The sequence below is a fragment of the Pseudomonas sp. NBRC 111127 genome (genome assembly GCF_001320345.1).
Lineage (GTDB): Bacteria > Pseudomonadota > Gammaproteobacteria > Pseudomonadales > Pseudomonadaceae > Aquipseudomonas > Aquipseudomonas juntendi.
Map to the genome: position 1 here is coordinate 103,562 of NZ_BCBD01000001.1, position 14,850 is coordinate 118,411.

At 58.4% G+C, this 14,850-nt stretch carries 12 protein-coding genes; all 12 read right to left on the reverse strand.

What is annotated here, in order from left to right:
* Nucleotides 1-109: 109 nt before the first annotated feature.
* Nucleotides 110-406: a flagellar protein FliT gene (fliT, locus tag APH30_RS00490; protein ID WP_054911388.1), complete on the reverse strand. Its 297-nt coding sequence runs from the start codon at nucleotides 404-406 to the stop codon at nucleotides 110-112.
* 14 nt (nucleotides 407-420) lie between these two features.
* Nucleotides 421-816, reverse strand: coding sequence for a flagellar export chaperone FliS (gene fliS, locus APH30_RS00495; protein ID WP_054911389.1), 396 nt, complete (start codon nucleotides 814-816; stop codon nucleotides 421-423).
* Between the two features lie 132 nt (nucleotides 817-948).
* Nucleotides 949-2,346, reverse strand: coding sequence for a flagellar filament capping protein FliD (gene fliD, locus APH30_RS00500; RefSeq protein ID WP_054911390.1), 1,398 nt, complete (start codon nucleotides 2,344-2,346; stop codon nucleotides 949-951).
* 74 nt (nucleotides 2,347-2,420) lie between these two features.
* Complete coding sequence (locus APH30_RS00505; RefSeq protein ID WP_054911391.1) at nucleotides 2,421-2,786, reverse strand: flagellar protein FlaG; 366 nt, start codon at nucleotides 2,784-2,786, stop codon at nucleotides 2,421-2,423.
* Nucleotides 2,787-2,858: 72 nt separating this feature from the next.
* Nucleotides 2,859-3,707 carry a flagellin domain-containing protein gene (locus tag APH30_RS00510; protein WP_054911392.1) on the reverse strand — a complete coding sequence of 283 codons (849 nt, stop codon included), beginning with the start codon at nucleotides 3,705-3,707 and terminating at the stop codon, nucleotides 2,859-2,861.
* 308 nt (nucleotides 3,708-4,015) lie between these two features.
* A complete protein-coding gene (locus tag APH30_RS00515) occupies nucleotides 4,016-4,951 on the reverse strand; it encodes a ketoacyl-ACP synthase III (protein ID WP_054911393.1) in 936 nt (311 codons plus the stop codon).
* A 232-nt stretch (nucleotides 4,952-5,183) separates the two neighbouring features.
* Complete coding sequence (locus APH30_RS00520) at nucleotides 5,184-11,183, reverse strand: glycosyltransferase (protein WP_082416088.1); 6,000 nt, start codon at nucleotides 11,181-11,183, stop codon at nucleotides 5,184-5,186.
* Nucleotides 11,176-11,430: a hypothetical protein gene (locus APH30_RS29370; protein WP_256221922.1), complete on the reverse strand. Its 255-nt coding sequence runs from the start codon at nucleotides 11,428-11,430 to the stop codon at nucleotides 11,176-11,178. The genes APH30_RS00520 and APH30_RS29370 overlap by 8 nt, the downstream gene beginning before the upstream one ends.
* 48 nt (nucleotides 11,431-11,478) lie before the next feature.
* Nucleotides 11,479-11,838: an NTP transferase domain-containing protein gene (locus tag APH30_RS29375; protein WP_256221923.1), complete on the reverse strand. Its 360-nt coding sequence runs from the start codon at nucleotides 11,836-11,838 to the stop codon at nucleotides 11,479-11,481.
* Complete coding sequence (locus APH30_RS00530) at nucleotides 11,814-12,419, reverse strand: HAD-IB family phosphatase (RefSeq protein ID WP_054911395.1); 606 nt, start codon at nucleotides 12,417-12,419, stop codon at nucleotides 11,814-11,816. The genes APH30_RS29375 and APH30_RS00530 overlap by 25 nt, the downstream gene beginning before the upstream one ends.
* Entirely contained in the window at nucleotides 12,416-13,186 is a 771-nt protein-coding gene (locus APH30_RS00535) for a class I SAM-dependent methyltransferase (protein WP_054911396.1), read from the reverse strand. Before APH30_RS00535 ends, APH30_RS00530 begins: the two co-directional genes overlap by 4 nt.
* Nucleotides 13,187-13,413: 227 nt before the next feature.
* A partial coding sequence (locus APH30_RS00540) for a glycosyltransferase (protein ID WP_156326347.1) occupies nucleotides 13,414-14,850 on the reverse strand: 1,437 nt, incomplete at its 5' end.

Below are 14,850 nucleotides of genomic sequence, written 5' to 3' on the forward strand. Positions count from 1 at the left end.
CTGAATGGTCAGTGTTCGGACGTCTGGAATTCGAAAACAGCCACTAGTTAAGTCAAAAAACCTGTGCCAGTCAAATTAATGGCGCTCGGTTTGTTTGCAACGTCCGTGGTTACGAGAAGAGATGGTATACCTTCGCGGCGTTTTTCGCCTGACGGATTTTCGTCATTTCTTCAACCAAGGATTGACGTTCGCCACTTGCAACCTCGATTAGCTGCCGGTAAACGGCCAGTAGCTGCTCCAGGCTCCCCCGTATCTGGGCCTCGTTTTCACGAGCCTCGGCAAGCACATCATCAACACACAACCGGCACTCGAGGTCCAGTTCGCCGACCGCACTCCAGTCCCGATCCGCCAACGCCGCCAGCAAGGCGTCCCGGGTGTGTTCGATACGTTCGATCACCTCGCTCATGTCTTTCTCCTGATTCAGGAAGCTGTCGACTCGTCGCCGATCGCGTCCCAGCCTTCCTTGACGGTAATCAGCAGACGCGCCACTTCATCGATGATCGCCGGATCACTTTTCACGTTCGCCTCGATCAAGCGACGGCTCATGTAGGTGTAGAGGTTATCCAGGTCAGCCAGGGTGTCAGCATGGTTTTCAAGATCCAGCCCTTCACGCAGGCCGCCGATGATGTCGATAGCCTTGCCAATGAGGATGCCTTTTTGGGCTACATCCTTGCGCGCTATGGCGCCCTTGGCTTGCGCTAGGCGATCGAGCCCACCTTGCATCAGCATTTGTACCAATCGATGTGGGCTGGCGACGGAAGTCTGCGCCACGCCATTGACTTTCTGGTATTGCCGAAGGGCCAACATCGGGTTCATGGATCTACCTCGTTGCAGCGAAAAAGATTGCTTGTATCCTGTGTATCGCCGGGCCGTCAAAAAACTTTAGCGGAAAAGCGAAAAGCCCGGGCATCCACAGGACGCCGCCGGGCTTTTGGCAGACTCAGGCGGTCAGGACTTCTTGGCCTGGGCGTTGATCGCCTCGAAGATCGAGGTGATCTGGTCGGCCTGGGCTTTCATCTTGCCCAGGGCGGTGTCGAGGGCGACGTATTTCTTGGTCAGCGATTCAGTCAAGGACTCTGTGCGACGGTCCAAGGCGGCTTGTTGGTCGCCTAGGTTTTTGGCAATCTTGTCCAGGCTGGATTTACGACTGGCTAGGCTACCATCCGTGGCATTATAGGGATCGATAGCTTTCTTCATCCGCTCGAAGACACCATCGGTACCGGTGAACAACTCCTGGATCTCAGGGCCAAGCTTCTTATCGTTCAGAGCAGCAGTAAACTTGGTGCTGTTGAACTCCAGGGTACCGTCTTTTTGAGTGTTGATACCCAACTGCCCCAGCGTGGTCAAACGGTCGCCGCTACCAACCTCAGACAGCACACCCCGGATGTCCGCCAGCAGGGAGCGAGTGGTCGGGTCATTGGTCAAAGACCCCAGAATGGTATTGCCATCCTCATCTTGACTGGTGCTGGTGAGCGAAGTGATGGCTTTCTGCAGGGTGTTATAAGCGTCAACGAAGCTTTGAACAGAGGTCTTCAGGCCGTCATTGTTGCCGGCAACCGTCACGCGAGTGGTCACGTTCTCAGCACTTTTGCCGGTCAGCTCGAGCGTAAGGCCACTGACGGCATCCTTGACTGTATTCGATGCACTGGAAACCTCCAGGCCATCGATCTTGATCAACGCGTCTTTGGCGACCGAGTCGATGTAACCCGCGCCATTGTCCGCCATCGATTGGGTGCCATCAATTTCCAACTCAGCAATACCGCTGACAGAAATATCACTCCCCGCCCCGGTTGTTGTCGAGCCAAGTACCAGACGCGCACCATCCTTGCCAGAGACAATGTTCGCCGACAGGCCGTCGCCCCCGAACTCTTTGTTGATCTGGTCACGCACCGTCTGCAGTGTCGCACCATCACCTACTGTAAGCTTGTAGGTCTTGCCGTTCTGGCTGATGCTCAATTCACCAGCGGGAATGGCGGTGCTCGCTCCTCCGCTAAATGACTGGCTTGCCACCTTTGAACTGGTGGCGAGGTTCTTCACCTCTACGTTATAAGTACCGGCTACTGCTGTGTTGCTGGCGGTAGCCTTGACCACGGTTTCACTGGCTGAGGTAGCCGCGTAAGCGTTAAAGGACGGCGCGGTCTTGTCATTGAGCTTGCTCATGGCCGTGGTGAAGGCAGTGAGGGCACTACGCAGCGCGCCAACCCCAGAGATGTAAGCAGTGTTGTTGCTCGTCTGCCGAGTAATCTGCGCCTGCTTGGCGGCTGTGTCTGCCTGCACAAGGGCGGTTACGATCTCGGTGATGTTCAGACCAGAACCTAGGCCCGTACTAGGCGTAATCGTTGCCATGCTCTTTTCCCTCTTCTTTACGTCAGAGCCACTCCTGCGGATCCGACCCTCACCACTTCGACGCCAGTGGCCAGTCAGACCTTGGCATCGAACAGAAGACTATTGACATCACTCAGGCTGCTGGCAATTCGCAAGGCCTCCTCGGAAGGCAATTGACGAATGACTTCACCTGTTTCACTTGCAATGACCTTGACCACGATTTTGCCGGATTCCTCATCCATGGAGAACTCCAGATTACGTCGGGTCGACGTCATGAATTTTTCAATTTCAGAAACTGCGCTTTTGACCTTTTCGACATCAGTCGCAGGCTTGATTCCGTCAGGTTCGATATCGTCGCCCTTCAGAGTCGCTTCGACGGACCGGAACGCCGACCGATCTGCAACCTGCTCCACCGGGCGAACGGCCGGGTACGACAGATTCAACTTGACGCTCATATCCATTGCCAGCACCTCGTAACGAAAAAGCGGAGAAGCACGTGAATCGCGCCGCTCCGCCGAACACTACCGGAAAGATTAACCCAGCAGTTTCAGTACTGCCGATGGCAGCTGGTTGGCCTGGGCCAGAACCGAAGTGGAGGCCTGCTGCAGAGTTTGCTGCTTGGTCAACTGGGCGGTTTCTGCGGCGAAGTCGGTATCCTGTACACGGCCACGAGCAGCTTCGGCGTTTTCGTTGATGTTCTGCAGGTTGTTGATGGTGCTGGTCAGACGGTTCTGAGCGGCACCCAGGTCGGCACGCGAGCTGTTGATGCTCTGCAGGGCGGCGTCAATGGCGGTCACCGCAGCGCTGAAGTTAGCTTCGATGTTAGCCGAAGTACCGCTGATGGCGATGGTACCCGAACCTACGCTCAGGGTGGCAGCATCGAAGCCCGAAGCCAGAGTGATGGTGATCTGGTTCGAAGTACCAGTGTTGGAGCCTACCTGGAAGGTCATGGTGCCAGCGGTACCGTCCAGCAGGTTTTTGCCGTTGAGCTGGGTGCTGTTGGCGATACGGGTCAGTTCGTCGGACATGGCCGCGAACTCTTTGTTCAGCGCATTACGGTCTTCCTCGCTGTTCGAGTCGTTTCGAGACTGAACGGCCAGTTCACGCATACGCTGCAGGATGTTGGTCTGCTCTTGCATCGCGCCTTCAGCGGTCTGGGCGATGGAGATACCGTCGTTGGCATTTTTGATCGCCATGGTCTGGCCACGGATCTGCGAGGTCATGCGGGTAGCGATCTGCAGGCCGGCGGCGTCGTCTTTGGCACTGTTGATTTTCAGACCGGAGGACAGACGGGTCATCGAGGTGCTCAGCGCGTCGGAAGCACGATTCAGGTTTTTCTGAATGCCCAGAGAGGTGGTGTTGGTGTTAACAGTCAAAGCCATGACGAATTCCTCGTTGGATTGGGTACTACGGCTTCCGGCCTTGGCAATTCGCCGGGTGTGGCACAGAGAACCTTCGTAATAGTTATCTTCGTCAGAGCGCGTTTCTTTAGCGGTTTTTCAAAAAAAATTGCTGGCATCCTGCCAGCCCATTGAAATCAATGATTTGGCGCCATTATTCAAGCGCCGCCAGGCAGGCCTGAATCCAGGCCACGCCGAGGGCAACTGAGTCGCACTGGACGCACCCCGTCTCGCCTGGCGCACACAAAAACGCCGCCGGAATGCGGCGGCGTTTCCTTAAGCACATAGGCTCAGCCACGACGTTCAAGAATGGCCGAACCCCAGGACAACCCCACACCAAAACCGCTCAACGCCACACGTTTGTGCTGTGAGCCGATCACATGCTTTTCAAGTAGAAGTGGGATACTCGACGATACCGTATTGCCCGTCTCGACCATGTCCTTGACGAAACATTCGCGCTGCGCACCCTCGTTGAACCGGTGCGACACGGCGTCGACAATCGCCGCACTACCCTGATGCAAGCAATACAGATCGATATCGCCGGCCTGCAGGTGATTGGCCTCGAGCAATTGGTGCAGGTGGGCAGGCACCTTGATCAGTGCAAAGTTGTAGACTTGTCGGCCGTTCATGAAAAACTTGCCATCAGTGGTACGCAGGTGCTCGGCACCCGCGCCATCACTGCCGAACAGCGCTTTGCCCAGTTGCCAGTAGGCATCTTCGCCCATCCAGGTTGCCGTGGCGGCATCGCCGAACAGCATGGTGGTATTGCGATCCTCGGGATCGACGATTTTGGAGTACGGATCGGCAGTAATGAGCAAGCCGTTCTTCAGACCAGCAGCCTCCATGAAGCCTTTCAGTGCATAAATGCCATAGACGTAACCCGAGCATCCGAGAGAGATATCGAAGGCCGCGACATGTGTCGGCAAGCCAAGCTTGTGCTGGACGATTGCAGCGGTGTGCGGCAAGCCCTCAGCGTCACCGTTCTGGGTCACCACGATCACGGCATCGATCGAAGCTGGGTCAAGCGCTGGGTTGATGGCGAACAAATTTTTTGCAGCCTCGACGCACAGGTCTGAAGTTTCCTGGCCGTCGGCCTTGCGCGGCAAGAAGGTCGAACCAATCTTACCGAAGATGAAATCCTGGTCTTTGCCGAATTTCGCGCCCTGAGCGTAGTTGTCGACACCTTCGACAGGTACGTAACTGGCGATGCTTTTAATGCCAATCATTGTGGCTTCCCGATGGAAATGGCAAAAATGTGCGGCATAGAAGCTACCGCCCAGGGACAAGCACTGGACGCTGTTGCAGCTTCTCGCTGGCTCAATAGATTAGAGATGCACGTTTCGACTGCCAAGTCACCGTTGGAATAAATGAGTCAACGCGACACCGCCCAGCGGCTGGTCAGGCCCACCCCCTTGCAGGGCGGGCCAACTCATTCCCCAGCGCGCTAAAGCCCGTGGATCAATCGGGCAACCAGGCCTCACGCCAGCGCTGCAGGCTCTCGCCGTCCAGCATCCAGTCGCGCTGAACAGTGGCTCGCAGCAAATCCCCCACTTGCGCAGAGGCTACAGGGTCGGCCAGGTACGCGCCGACAGCCTCACGCCAGGCCGCTTCACTGTTCTTCACCCGCGTCACGGGTAGCCCAGCGCTGTCGAGCAGCACATCGCTGCAGACGACTGGGATACCACAAGCGCCATACTGCAGCAGCAGCAAATTGCTCTTACAGGCGTTGACACGGTTATCCAGCAGCGGCAACAACGCAAGATCCAGGCTCAACCCGGCCAACTGCGCAGGGTAGTCCGCCCCCGGCGAGACGGCATGGTATTCATGCACGTAGGGGCGGAGTGCTTGCGGGCATGCACCGATGAAGATCCAGTGCACATCACCCGCCAATGCCTGAACCATTGGGGCTATCAATTGCAGGTCTTCGACAGTGCTGCCAACAACAGACCAGCCGACCCTTGGCTTTTCAGCGGCACCGCGATGGCTGGCCACACCCCCCCAGGCCAATGGGTCGAGCCGGTTAGGCAGCATGACGATACGCTCATGCAGCGACCCAAATGCCTGCGCCAGAGCTTCGCTGGAAACAACTAGGCGGTCGGCGTGAGACAGTGCGCACTGCCAGTTGGTCTCGCTTGGACGCAGACAGTCATCCAGGTCGATGATCTTGAATGCTCTCGACAACAGCCGGAGGCGACGCATGCGGTCTGCCTGCTCCTGATTGACCGGAGCGTGAAGCACGATACTGTCCGGCGCCAAGCGTTCCAGTTCTGCGAGTGACAACGGCGTGTCCACTGGGACGCTCCGGATCAGCCCAGCACGGCCTAGCACCGCCAGAGACTCCGCGCAGCGAGGCTGAGCAGCGTGCTGATCATGGTGCACTTCGGCCAGGACGGTCGGAATGGGCGACCAGGACGACAGCGGGTTCCAGTTCAGGTTGGCCGGGGCGATGGAAAAGTCCTCGCCAGCGCTCAGGGAGAAATTGGTGTTGTACCCCGGGTCGCGGGCCAGCACTGGCAGCCAGCGGTCGTACATGGCCTCCTCCTGCTCTGCAGTGGCCACCGGCTCATCTGCATCGCTGATGAGCAAAGCAACGCTGGGCGCCCACACATTGAGGTATCCCGAGGCCTGGAGGCGCAGGCACAGGTCGACATCGGCCCAAGGAGCCAACTCGGCGCGCGCATCGAACCCACCTTCGTCGAGGAATCTGCTTTTGCGGATCATCAGGCATTTACCACTGACCGCAGCGGCGTTCTGGTCCACCTGCAACCGCTGCATATAGCCACCGGCATGCAACGGCTGACCCATGAAAATCTGGCCCACCGGGCCGTTGAGACCAAGAATCAGCCCGCCTTGGCGAACGGTGAAGTCTGCACCGACCAGCTTGGCCCCCACAGCCCCCACTTCTTGGCGGAACGCGTGGTTGACCAACCGACGCAGCCAATCGTCTTCCAGCACCGCGACCCCGGCATCCAGCCAGAGCAAATATTCGCCACGCGCGCTCAATGCAGCCTGGTTGCGCGCCTGGGCCAACGACAGCCCATGGGGCAGCCGCAGCACCCGAACGGTCTGCGTTCCAAGGCCTTCGACACCCGCCAGCCAGGTCTGCAAACTTGGCTCGTCGTTACCGTGATCCAGTAACAGCACTTCGAAGGCCGGGTAAAGCGTTTTTTCGAGTATGCTTTCCATGCAGCGTCGCGCCCGGGCAAAACCACCCTGGGTGGACAGTAGAATACTGACCAGCGCTTGTTCGGCGCCGTAATGCACATCCAGTTGGCCAGGCAGCCGCGAGTCAACCCGCGCTTGCGTATAACCCCGCGCCTGCAGATGCCGGCCGACAGCCCGCTGGGTATCCGCACAGTTCTGCAGCAAAGGTGGCCGACGCACCAGCAGAGGCTCGCTGATATGCCCCAAGCCCTCCAAACCTTTGTCTTCGATCAGTCGCAGGATGTAATCCAGCTCATAAGCCTCGCCTGCATCGCTACGGAAACCACCGGCTGCCAGCCATGCGTCGCTGTTGTACAGCCAGTGGCTCGCAAACACCGCCGGCAGGCTCAAGAGCATGTCCAAATTCAGGTCCGGGCGCAGCGCGAGACCAAGCTCGTCGCCGTCCCCTTGCACCACCTCATCGCCATATACAGCGCGAAGCCCTTGTGTGTCGAGCAGATCGAGGGCAGCGATCAACAAGCCACTGGCAGTAAAGGTGGTACCGGCCTCAACCAGCATGAACCAGTTGCAGCCGGCCTCGGCTACTGCCCGCTGGATGACAGGCAATTGATCATCCTCAAGCTGCATGAAGCGCAGTTTTCCCTCGGCCGCAGTCGGCTCCTGGGGCTCACCCGGGCGTAACACGACGATCTTCACACCAGCATAAAGATGACGATCGGGCGTGAAGCTCTCCAACGTTGCCGCCAGTGCATCAGCATCTCCGGCACGATCAATCACCACTACACCGATAAGGGGGGCGACTTTATCCTCAAGGCGCGCCTTTATCAGGCGTTGTTGGGCGGAACTGGGAACACGCTCGGCTAGCCATGTGCTGACATCGGTCGGCACTGGCAGACGCGGGTATTGCGCCATGGCGATGCGAATCGTCTCTGCAACTGGCCTTACCAGGCCTGCACCCTCCGGGTTCTTCTCAAGAGCCTTCTGCCGCAGGATCTGGTCGCGCATTTGTACATAGGCCGCACGCAGCTCTGGGCTGTCAGCGCTGCGCATCCGCACTTTCAGCTCGTTGAGTTCAATGAAGTCGGCATTGATTGGGTGGCGCATCACCGGCAATTTCAAATGATCATAGGCGTGTACCTTCCACTGGCCCTGCGTGGCCAGAATCAACGGCAACAAGCGCTCCATTACGAAGACCTTGCTCTCGTAGCCAGCAGTGCCGCGATGATAGGTTGGCGCATTCAAGGCAGCGCCGTAGGGCGACGGCGACCGGGCGTCGCGTGCCTGCTCGGCGGCCTGGAAAATGCTTTCGGCCTGGCTTAGCCAGTGGCGCCAGAAGCGCGGCTTAGCAATGAAATAGTTGCAGAACTGGGAGTGCCGGGCATCCATTACCAGAGTTTCGATATCGACGCCTGGTGCAAGCCTACGGGCCATCTCGACAAATGCTGGCCAGATATTCGGGTGATAGATGAGCCCCTGAATGAAGACATTCTCGTACAGGGCACTTTCATCGAAGAACATCGGAAACAGCAGCACATCGGCTTCTGCAGGTGCCGAGCTACAAAACTCAAGCACCTGCTGGGCATTGAGGCCGGTTTTCTGCTTGAACCTGGGCGACAACACGCCGTAGAACGCGTTCTCGTCCAGCTGCTTATCGAGCAGCAGTGTACGCATCGGCCAGTATTCGGCCCAATCGGGACGCTGCCCGGTATTGTCGAAAGGAGTAAACCCAGGCTCGAGCATCGCTCGAGTTTCTTCGGAATAGAAAATCTGATGGATATGGGCTTGCGATGGGCCTGTGACAGGCTGCGGATCGACGAATGCCAGATACAATGACAAAGGGCCAGCAAGCCCGGGCATGCCCGGGAATGAACCAGCGCTGCGCAGCTCAACCGTGGTGGTACCCTGCTCGTCTGGCCGGTATGGCAAGAGCACTCGCTGGGCACGCGTATCGCTGAAATGCAGTTCACACTGCAGGTGGCCGTTGATCCAAAGCTCGGTGGTAAAAGGGAAGACATCGTACTGTTGCCCGGCCGCACAACACAGGAGCACCTCCACGCCGGTTGGCTGACGTGCGTGCCCGAGCACGGCAGGCTGAAGCTGCAGCGAAGCCTGCGGGCCTGCCAAATACTGCGCTTGCCGCGCACCCACCACGCGAATAAGCGAAGGCCCCAGCACCACATTGAGCTGTTCACTTTGCCACGCACGGTGGACACCATGTGCCCCCAATGTCTGCCAGAGGACCGAGAACACCTCGTCATCCACGCACTGGGGCAATTGCCCAAGCGCTCTGTGCATGACATGCGCCGGCAGCAACTGCCATGCCTGACGACCTTGGCGCTGTGCCAACGCCGCTTGCAAGCGCTGCTTGATCCATTGTTGCTTGTCTGCACTGGCCATCGGCGCCGGCAAAGCCTGCGGTTCGCTCAACACCAGCGCCTCGCATTCACCACTGGCCAATGCCGCAAGGCCATCACTGACCTGATGGGCGCTACCAGGAATGTAAGCGGCCTCCCCGTCCACGAGCATGAAGCCCAGATCCTGCTGGGCATCCGCCCAGCGCTGCGCCAACCATGCAGTTGCAGCCCCCTTGTCGTCCCCCTGGAGCACGGAGATACGTTTGAACGCCAAGCGGTCATCCAGCGCTCCTACAACCTCGGGACGTAGGCCGAGCCGACCGTCCACAATCACATGCAACCGCGGGACCGTGGCAATGGCAGCCGCAACCCGCTCTACCGAGCGGCCGTCCTGGAAGTCGCCGTACAAATACCGGACCCGCTCGCGCTGAGCGGCGCGGCAATTCTCTGCATGGCAATGATGGGCATCGCTGAGCAACTCGAGAAACGCTGTATCGTCTGCGAACTCCATGCCGATATCACGCCAGGCGTTGCCAGGCGCGTCAGGGTTGTACTGCCAATGGCCCACTCGCTTTTCGCTGGAATACAACAGGATCGGGCGGTCCAACACCATGAATTCGAACAGCAGGGACGACCTGTCGGCGACAAGAATGTCGGCCTCGGCAAAGCTGTCAGCGATACTGGCTTCGGGATCATCTACCAGGCTCACCAAGGGGTCGGCTGCGGCCTGTTCACGCCAGGTACCCATGAGGTTGCGGAACAGCGCCTTGTCGACGACAAAGCTGTGCTCGTGCTGAACAATAGCGGGGTGAGGCTTGATAATGATCTTCGCGCGCGGGTACACCGAACGGATCAAAGGCACCACGCGGTCGCCAAAGTAGACCGCAGCGCTGATCTCCGGGTTATAAGTCGGTGCGAAAAGGATGGTGGGCTCACCTTGGGCATGCGCCCTTGGGGCCAGGCGGAAGACCTGGTCGACCCAGGCGTTGCCCGTCAGCAGGAAACCATGACGGGGGCGAACATTGGACAGCAGCGTGTCTTCGATATCCCAGACGCTGCCACACATGTAGTCGGCACAGCGATACTGCGGTTCGGCAAAACCGTAACGGGTAACCGAGCCATGGCGCATGCCAACCAACAACACCCCGTGCGCATCGCAGTAATCACGCCAGAATTCCACCGACCAACCATCGGCAACCACGATGACTTGAGGCTTCCAAGCCATGACATCATCGATAGAAAGGCTCAGTAAACTGGTTTCAAAGCAGGCTGCCAGTGGTCGCAACGAGCGGAAGTGGAAAGGCATGCTGCCGTAGCACGCCACCCGCAGGCCTGCAATGGGCAGTGCCTGCAGCTTCCCAAGGATCGGCGCGAACCCATACAGCACAGCCCCCTGCAAGGGATGGCAGAACACCTCTCGCAACCCAAGCGACCGTACGAGCGCAACACAGCGGGGCGCAGAGCGCTCGGCAGCATCGCCCACAGCCTTCACGCCCGCCGGATCATGCTGCAGGATGATCCGGCCGTCGGGTTTGAGCATGGACAGCGCATGCAACACCAGGCGAGCCACGTCATTGTCATCATCGATCGTAGCCAGCACGCCCATCAGGCAGATCGCATCGAAGCGCTCTGCCGATGTAAATGCCAGGGCGTCCGCCTGATGAAACCGCACATGCTCGATACCGGCCTGGCTGACAAGGGCACGCGCCTTTGTGAGTACTTCATCTCGCCATTCGCATACCACCACCTGTGCGGCATGCTGTGCCAGCAGCAACGTCAGCTCTGGGTCCGCGCAGCCGATCTGCAACAGATGCCCGGCAACTGGCAAAGCTGGCAATACCTGTGACTCAAGGCATTGCAGCAGATCCGTCACAGTCGGGGTGGCGCAAGTCTGCTCGTCTGCGCCAGGAGCGGAGCGGTTGAAGGATTGATCAATCATGGTTGCCCCATTCCGCCGCGAAGACTTTACGCGCCATATCCAGATCCTCGACCGTATCGATGTCGAACGCTTTGAGTTCGAATGCAGGCAATGGTAACCAGGGTTCCAGCGCTTCGTAGACGTACATGGGCCTGTCGAAGATGACTTCCGGCTTGATCACGGCAATGCCTGTCCATTCCATCGAGTGCTGAGTTTCGCGGGTGAACCCTGAAACATTCGCATTTTTTTCATCCATCAGTACACGCACGCCGTCACTGGTGGTATAGGGAGAAACCCCAATCAGTTGCTCGTGATGTTAAGAAGCTTGCAGGAAAGCTTTGAAGCTTTCAGGCTCCATAACCGTGTCTGCATCGAGCACCAGCATACGCTCCCGCAGGTGGCGAGAAACCCGATAGATGCTTTGCAAGGTGTTGGTGCGTGCGTAATCTGGATTGCGTACCACGATCAGGTCAGGGCGCAGCGCAATGGCGTGCTCGATCACGTCCTCTTCATGAAAGCCGACTACCAGCCAGACCGTTTCGGCCCACTGCAAGCGTGAAAGATGCCAATCCAGCAGCGAACGACCCGCTACCTCGACAAGGCACTTCGGCTTGTTGAGACCCAGGCGCGAGCCGATGCCGGCAGCGCTGATTACAACGTGCTTAACAAGCGACATAGTGCCTTCCCATTGTAAGTAACGAAATCACTCAGTTTCACCAGCTCCTTGTTTGGCGCATGCACGCCGCCAAATGCGATACGCCAGTCGGCTGCCTCGAACATGGCGACATCGTTCATCCCCTCGCCCACGGCGACGATACGCTCGAAGCGAGAGCGTAGGCTGTTTACGGCGTCACCCTTGTGCAGGATGCGCTCCACGCCATCCAACTGCCCTTGTTCATCCAGCCGAGCCAGCGAGGTGAAACTGCGGATGCCGAGCTTGTCCAGCACGGGCCGCACCCAAAGATCGAGGTTGCCCGTAACCACGAAGGATTGATCAGGATGGGCGGCAATGAACTCCAGGATGGCCTCGTCAAATTCAACATCACGCTCCAAGGCCTCGTGAATCCAGTCCAGCCGTGCATCGCGTAGCAGCCTGACGCGCAGCTTGAACGACTTGTCGAACGGTAACAGGCCTTCGATGGTGGCTTGCGTCAGCGCACTGATTTCGTCCTCCAGGCCGACCGAGGACGCGATCAGCGGCAATAGCTCCTGGCGCGTGAGCGTGCCATCGAGGTCAAAACAATAAGCCGTGTTCATACCGCCCCCTCGTCACGTCGCAATACGAAAAAGTACTGGCGCGTCTCGGTCCGCTTTTCCAGATCTTGCGGGAAAAGTAACTGTTCGCGCTCGACCGTCATTCCGATACCTGCGAAAGCCGTTGCCATCAAGGCATGCAATTCGTCCACCGTGCGGTAGATCGCCGAATACTCGTCAGACAGCTCTTCGGAGTAGAAGCGGTCAAGCGTGAAGCGCTCGGCCACGCCCACAGGTTCACGCAGGTACAGCGCGCCCCCCGGCTTGCACAGTTGTGCGGTGTCGCGCAGGACCTTCACGCAATCGTTGTCGTTGAGGTAAATCAGCAGGCCAGAGATCAGCGCCAGGTCGAAAGCCCCTTGCAACAGCATTGCCTGCGGCTGGATATCGGTTGCCGACATGACTTGGAAGTGCACATTTTCTAATTGCCGGATGGCGCTTTCGGCTCGGGCTTTTTCGATCAGACTCGCGGAGAAGTCCAGACCAAGGTACTGCAAGCCTTCACACCGCTGCGCAAGCAACCAGGCCCAGCGACCGACACCGCAACCCACGTCGAGCACCCGATGGGTATTGCCTAGGTCCAGGATGCCCACGACCGCGGCTTTTTCGGCCAGATCGCGTTGTTCGACCAGCTTGGCGTCATGATCCTGGTACATGGTCGCACTGAGCACATTGGAATACTCACGCTGCCCGCGTGATTCGAAAAATGCGCGGGTGGCGTCGTAATCGATGACGACGTTCCTACCCTTGATACGTCGAGAGTCGTTCAAGATTTCTCCTAGTTCCTGCAATGCCGATGCGCCGCAGTCAAAAAATCACCACCTTGGCTTGGCGTTGCGGGGGACAAAGCAAGATATCTGCCAACGAGCAGCCGACAATGCCACACGGCGGCAAGTGCCACGCCCATGATTGAGCCAAGTCAACTGTGCGGTTGCCTTACAGCTGACATAACGCAATCGGGCTGCATAAGCAGCCCGATTGCGTAACACCACGTTAGTCAGTCCGCAAGCCAACCCCGCTGCCAGTGCCGCAGGTTCTCGCCCTGCAGAATGAAATCACGCATGACCTGCTCTCGCAGCGCGTCACCCATTCGATAGCTGGCAGCCGGGTCATTGAGGTGGGTTCGGATTACTTCGAGCCACTCCTGAGTGCTGTTGCTGTAAACGCGGCTGCATGGCAGGTTACCGCGGTATGCAGCGGTATCCGAACATACGGTCGGGTAGCCACAAGCGCCGTATTCGAGCAGGCGTAGATTGCTCTTGCAGTCGTTGAAGATATGGAATTCCAGCGGCGCCAGGGCCAAGTCGAGGTTGAGGCTGGCAAGCTTGGCCGGATACGCCTGGAGCGATACGCCCGGGTGGTATTCATGAATGAAGGGGCGCAATGCCTGCGGACACATACCGAAGAATACCCACTCCACTTCGTCGGCAAGTTCACGCACTACCTCGGCGATGATCTCCAGGTCACCACTGTGGCTGGTCCCGCCCCCCCAACCCACACGAGGTTTGGAAGATACCCCGCGGCGGCTCCTGGGCAGGTTCGACCACAGGTGCGGTGCAAGCATGTTCGGTACCACCCGGATGTCTCGGTGCATGCCGCTGAGCGCATTACCCAGGGCCTCGGTCGTGACCACCAGCCGATCACACAGCCCGATGGCTTCTCGCAAGTGCTGCTCGATATCCGCTGGCTTGTTCCTGCCGTGGGTATTCTTGACCGGGGTACTGATCACATAATCGTCGATTTCGAATACCCGCCGGGCATTGCTGAAACGCGCAATCCGTTCGATTTCCTGAACCGACTCACGATTGTGACGTAACTGCACCACGACAACATCGGGGGCCATTCGCGCCAACTGCGCCGTACTCATCGATTCGTAGCTGGAAAAGCCCGTAATCAGTCCAGCCTGCTCAAGCTGCAACAAAGGTTCGGTAACGCGATAATGACCAATCGCCGAGTCGTTGATCGGCAACCCTAACACGCTCGGAACCACCCGTGAAATCAGCGGGTTCCATGAGCCCCGCAAGGTGGGTGTAAGGCTGAAGTCCGCAGACAACAGGCTGAGGTTGACGTTATACGCAGGGTCGCGCACCAGTGCCGACAGCCAACGTTCACAGAAGCGATACTGCTCATCTTCGCGCACGCTGCGCCGACCATCATCATTCGCTTGCGCCATTATGCTGACGGCAGCTTGCTGCAATTGCGCGTAAGGGGTCCAGACCATCAGGTAACCCTGGGCAGCAGCGCGCAGGCACAGGTCTACATCCCCCAGCCCCTGCGAATGATTCTTCTCGTCGAAACCCTGCAGACTGTCGATTACCTCTCGCCGAAGCATCATGCAATCCTGGCTCAGAGCCGACCAGTTCTGTACTACCTGCAATCGCTGCAAGTAGCCACGCGCCTGACCCGACTCGCCACCGAATGCCGCCTGCGCACC

Excerpts from the sequence above, each read along its gene's own strand:
- APH30_RS00515 (WP_054911393.1), bottom strand. The coding sequence starts at position 4,951 with ATGATTGGCATTAAAAGCATCGCCAGTTACGTACCTGTCGAAGGTGTC.
- fliS (WP_054911389.1), bottom strand. The coding sequence starts at position 816 with ATGAACCCGATGTTGGCCCTTCGGCAATACCAGAAAGTCAATGGCGTG.
- APH30_RS00505 (WP_054911391.1), bottom strand. The coding sequence starts at position 2,786 with ATGGATATGAGCGTCAAGTTGAATCTGTCGTACCCGGCCGTTCGCCCG.
- APH30_RS00520 (WP_082416088.1), bottom strand. The coding sequence starts at position 11,183 with ATGATTGATCAATCCTTCAACCGCTCCGCTCCTGGCGCAGACGAGCAG.
- APH30_RS00530 (WP_054911395.1), bottom strand. The coding sequence starts at position 12,419 with ATGAACACGGCTTATTGTTTTGACCTCGATGGCACGCTCACGCGCCAG.
- fliD (WP_054911390.1), bottom strand. The coding sequence starts at position 2,346 with ATGGCAACGATTACGCCTAGTACGGGCCTAGGTTCTGGTCTGAACATC.
- fliT (WP_054911388.1), bottom strand. The coding sequence starts at position 406 with ATGAGCGAGGTGATCGAACGTATCGAACACACCCGGGACGCCTTGCTG.
- APH30_RS00510 (WP_054911392.1), bottom strand. The coding sequence starts at position 3,707 with ATGGCTTTGACTGTTAACACCAACACCACCTCTCTGGGCATTCAGAAA.
- APH30_RS29375 (WP_256221923.1), bottom strand. The coding sequence starts at position 11,838 with ATGTCGCTTGTTAAGCACGTTGTAATCAGCGCTGCCGGCATCGGCTCG.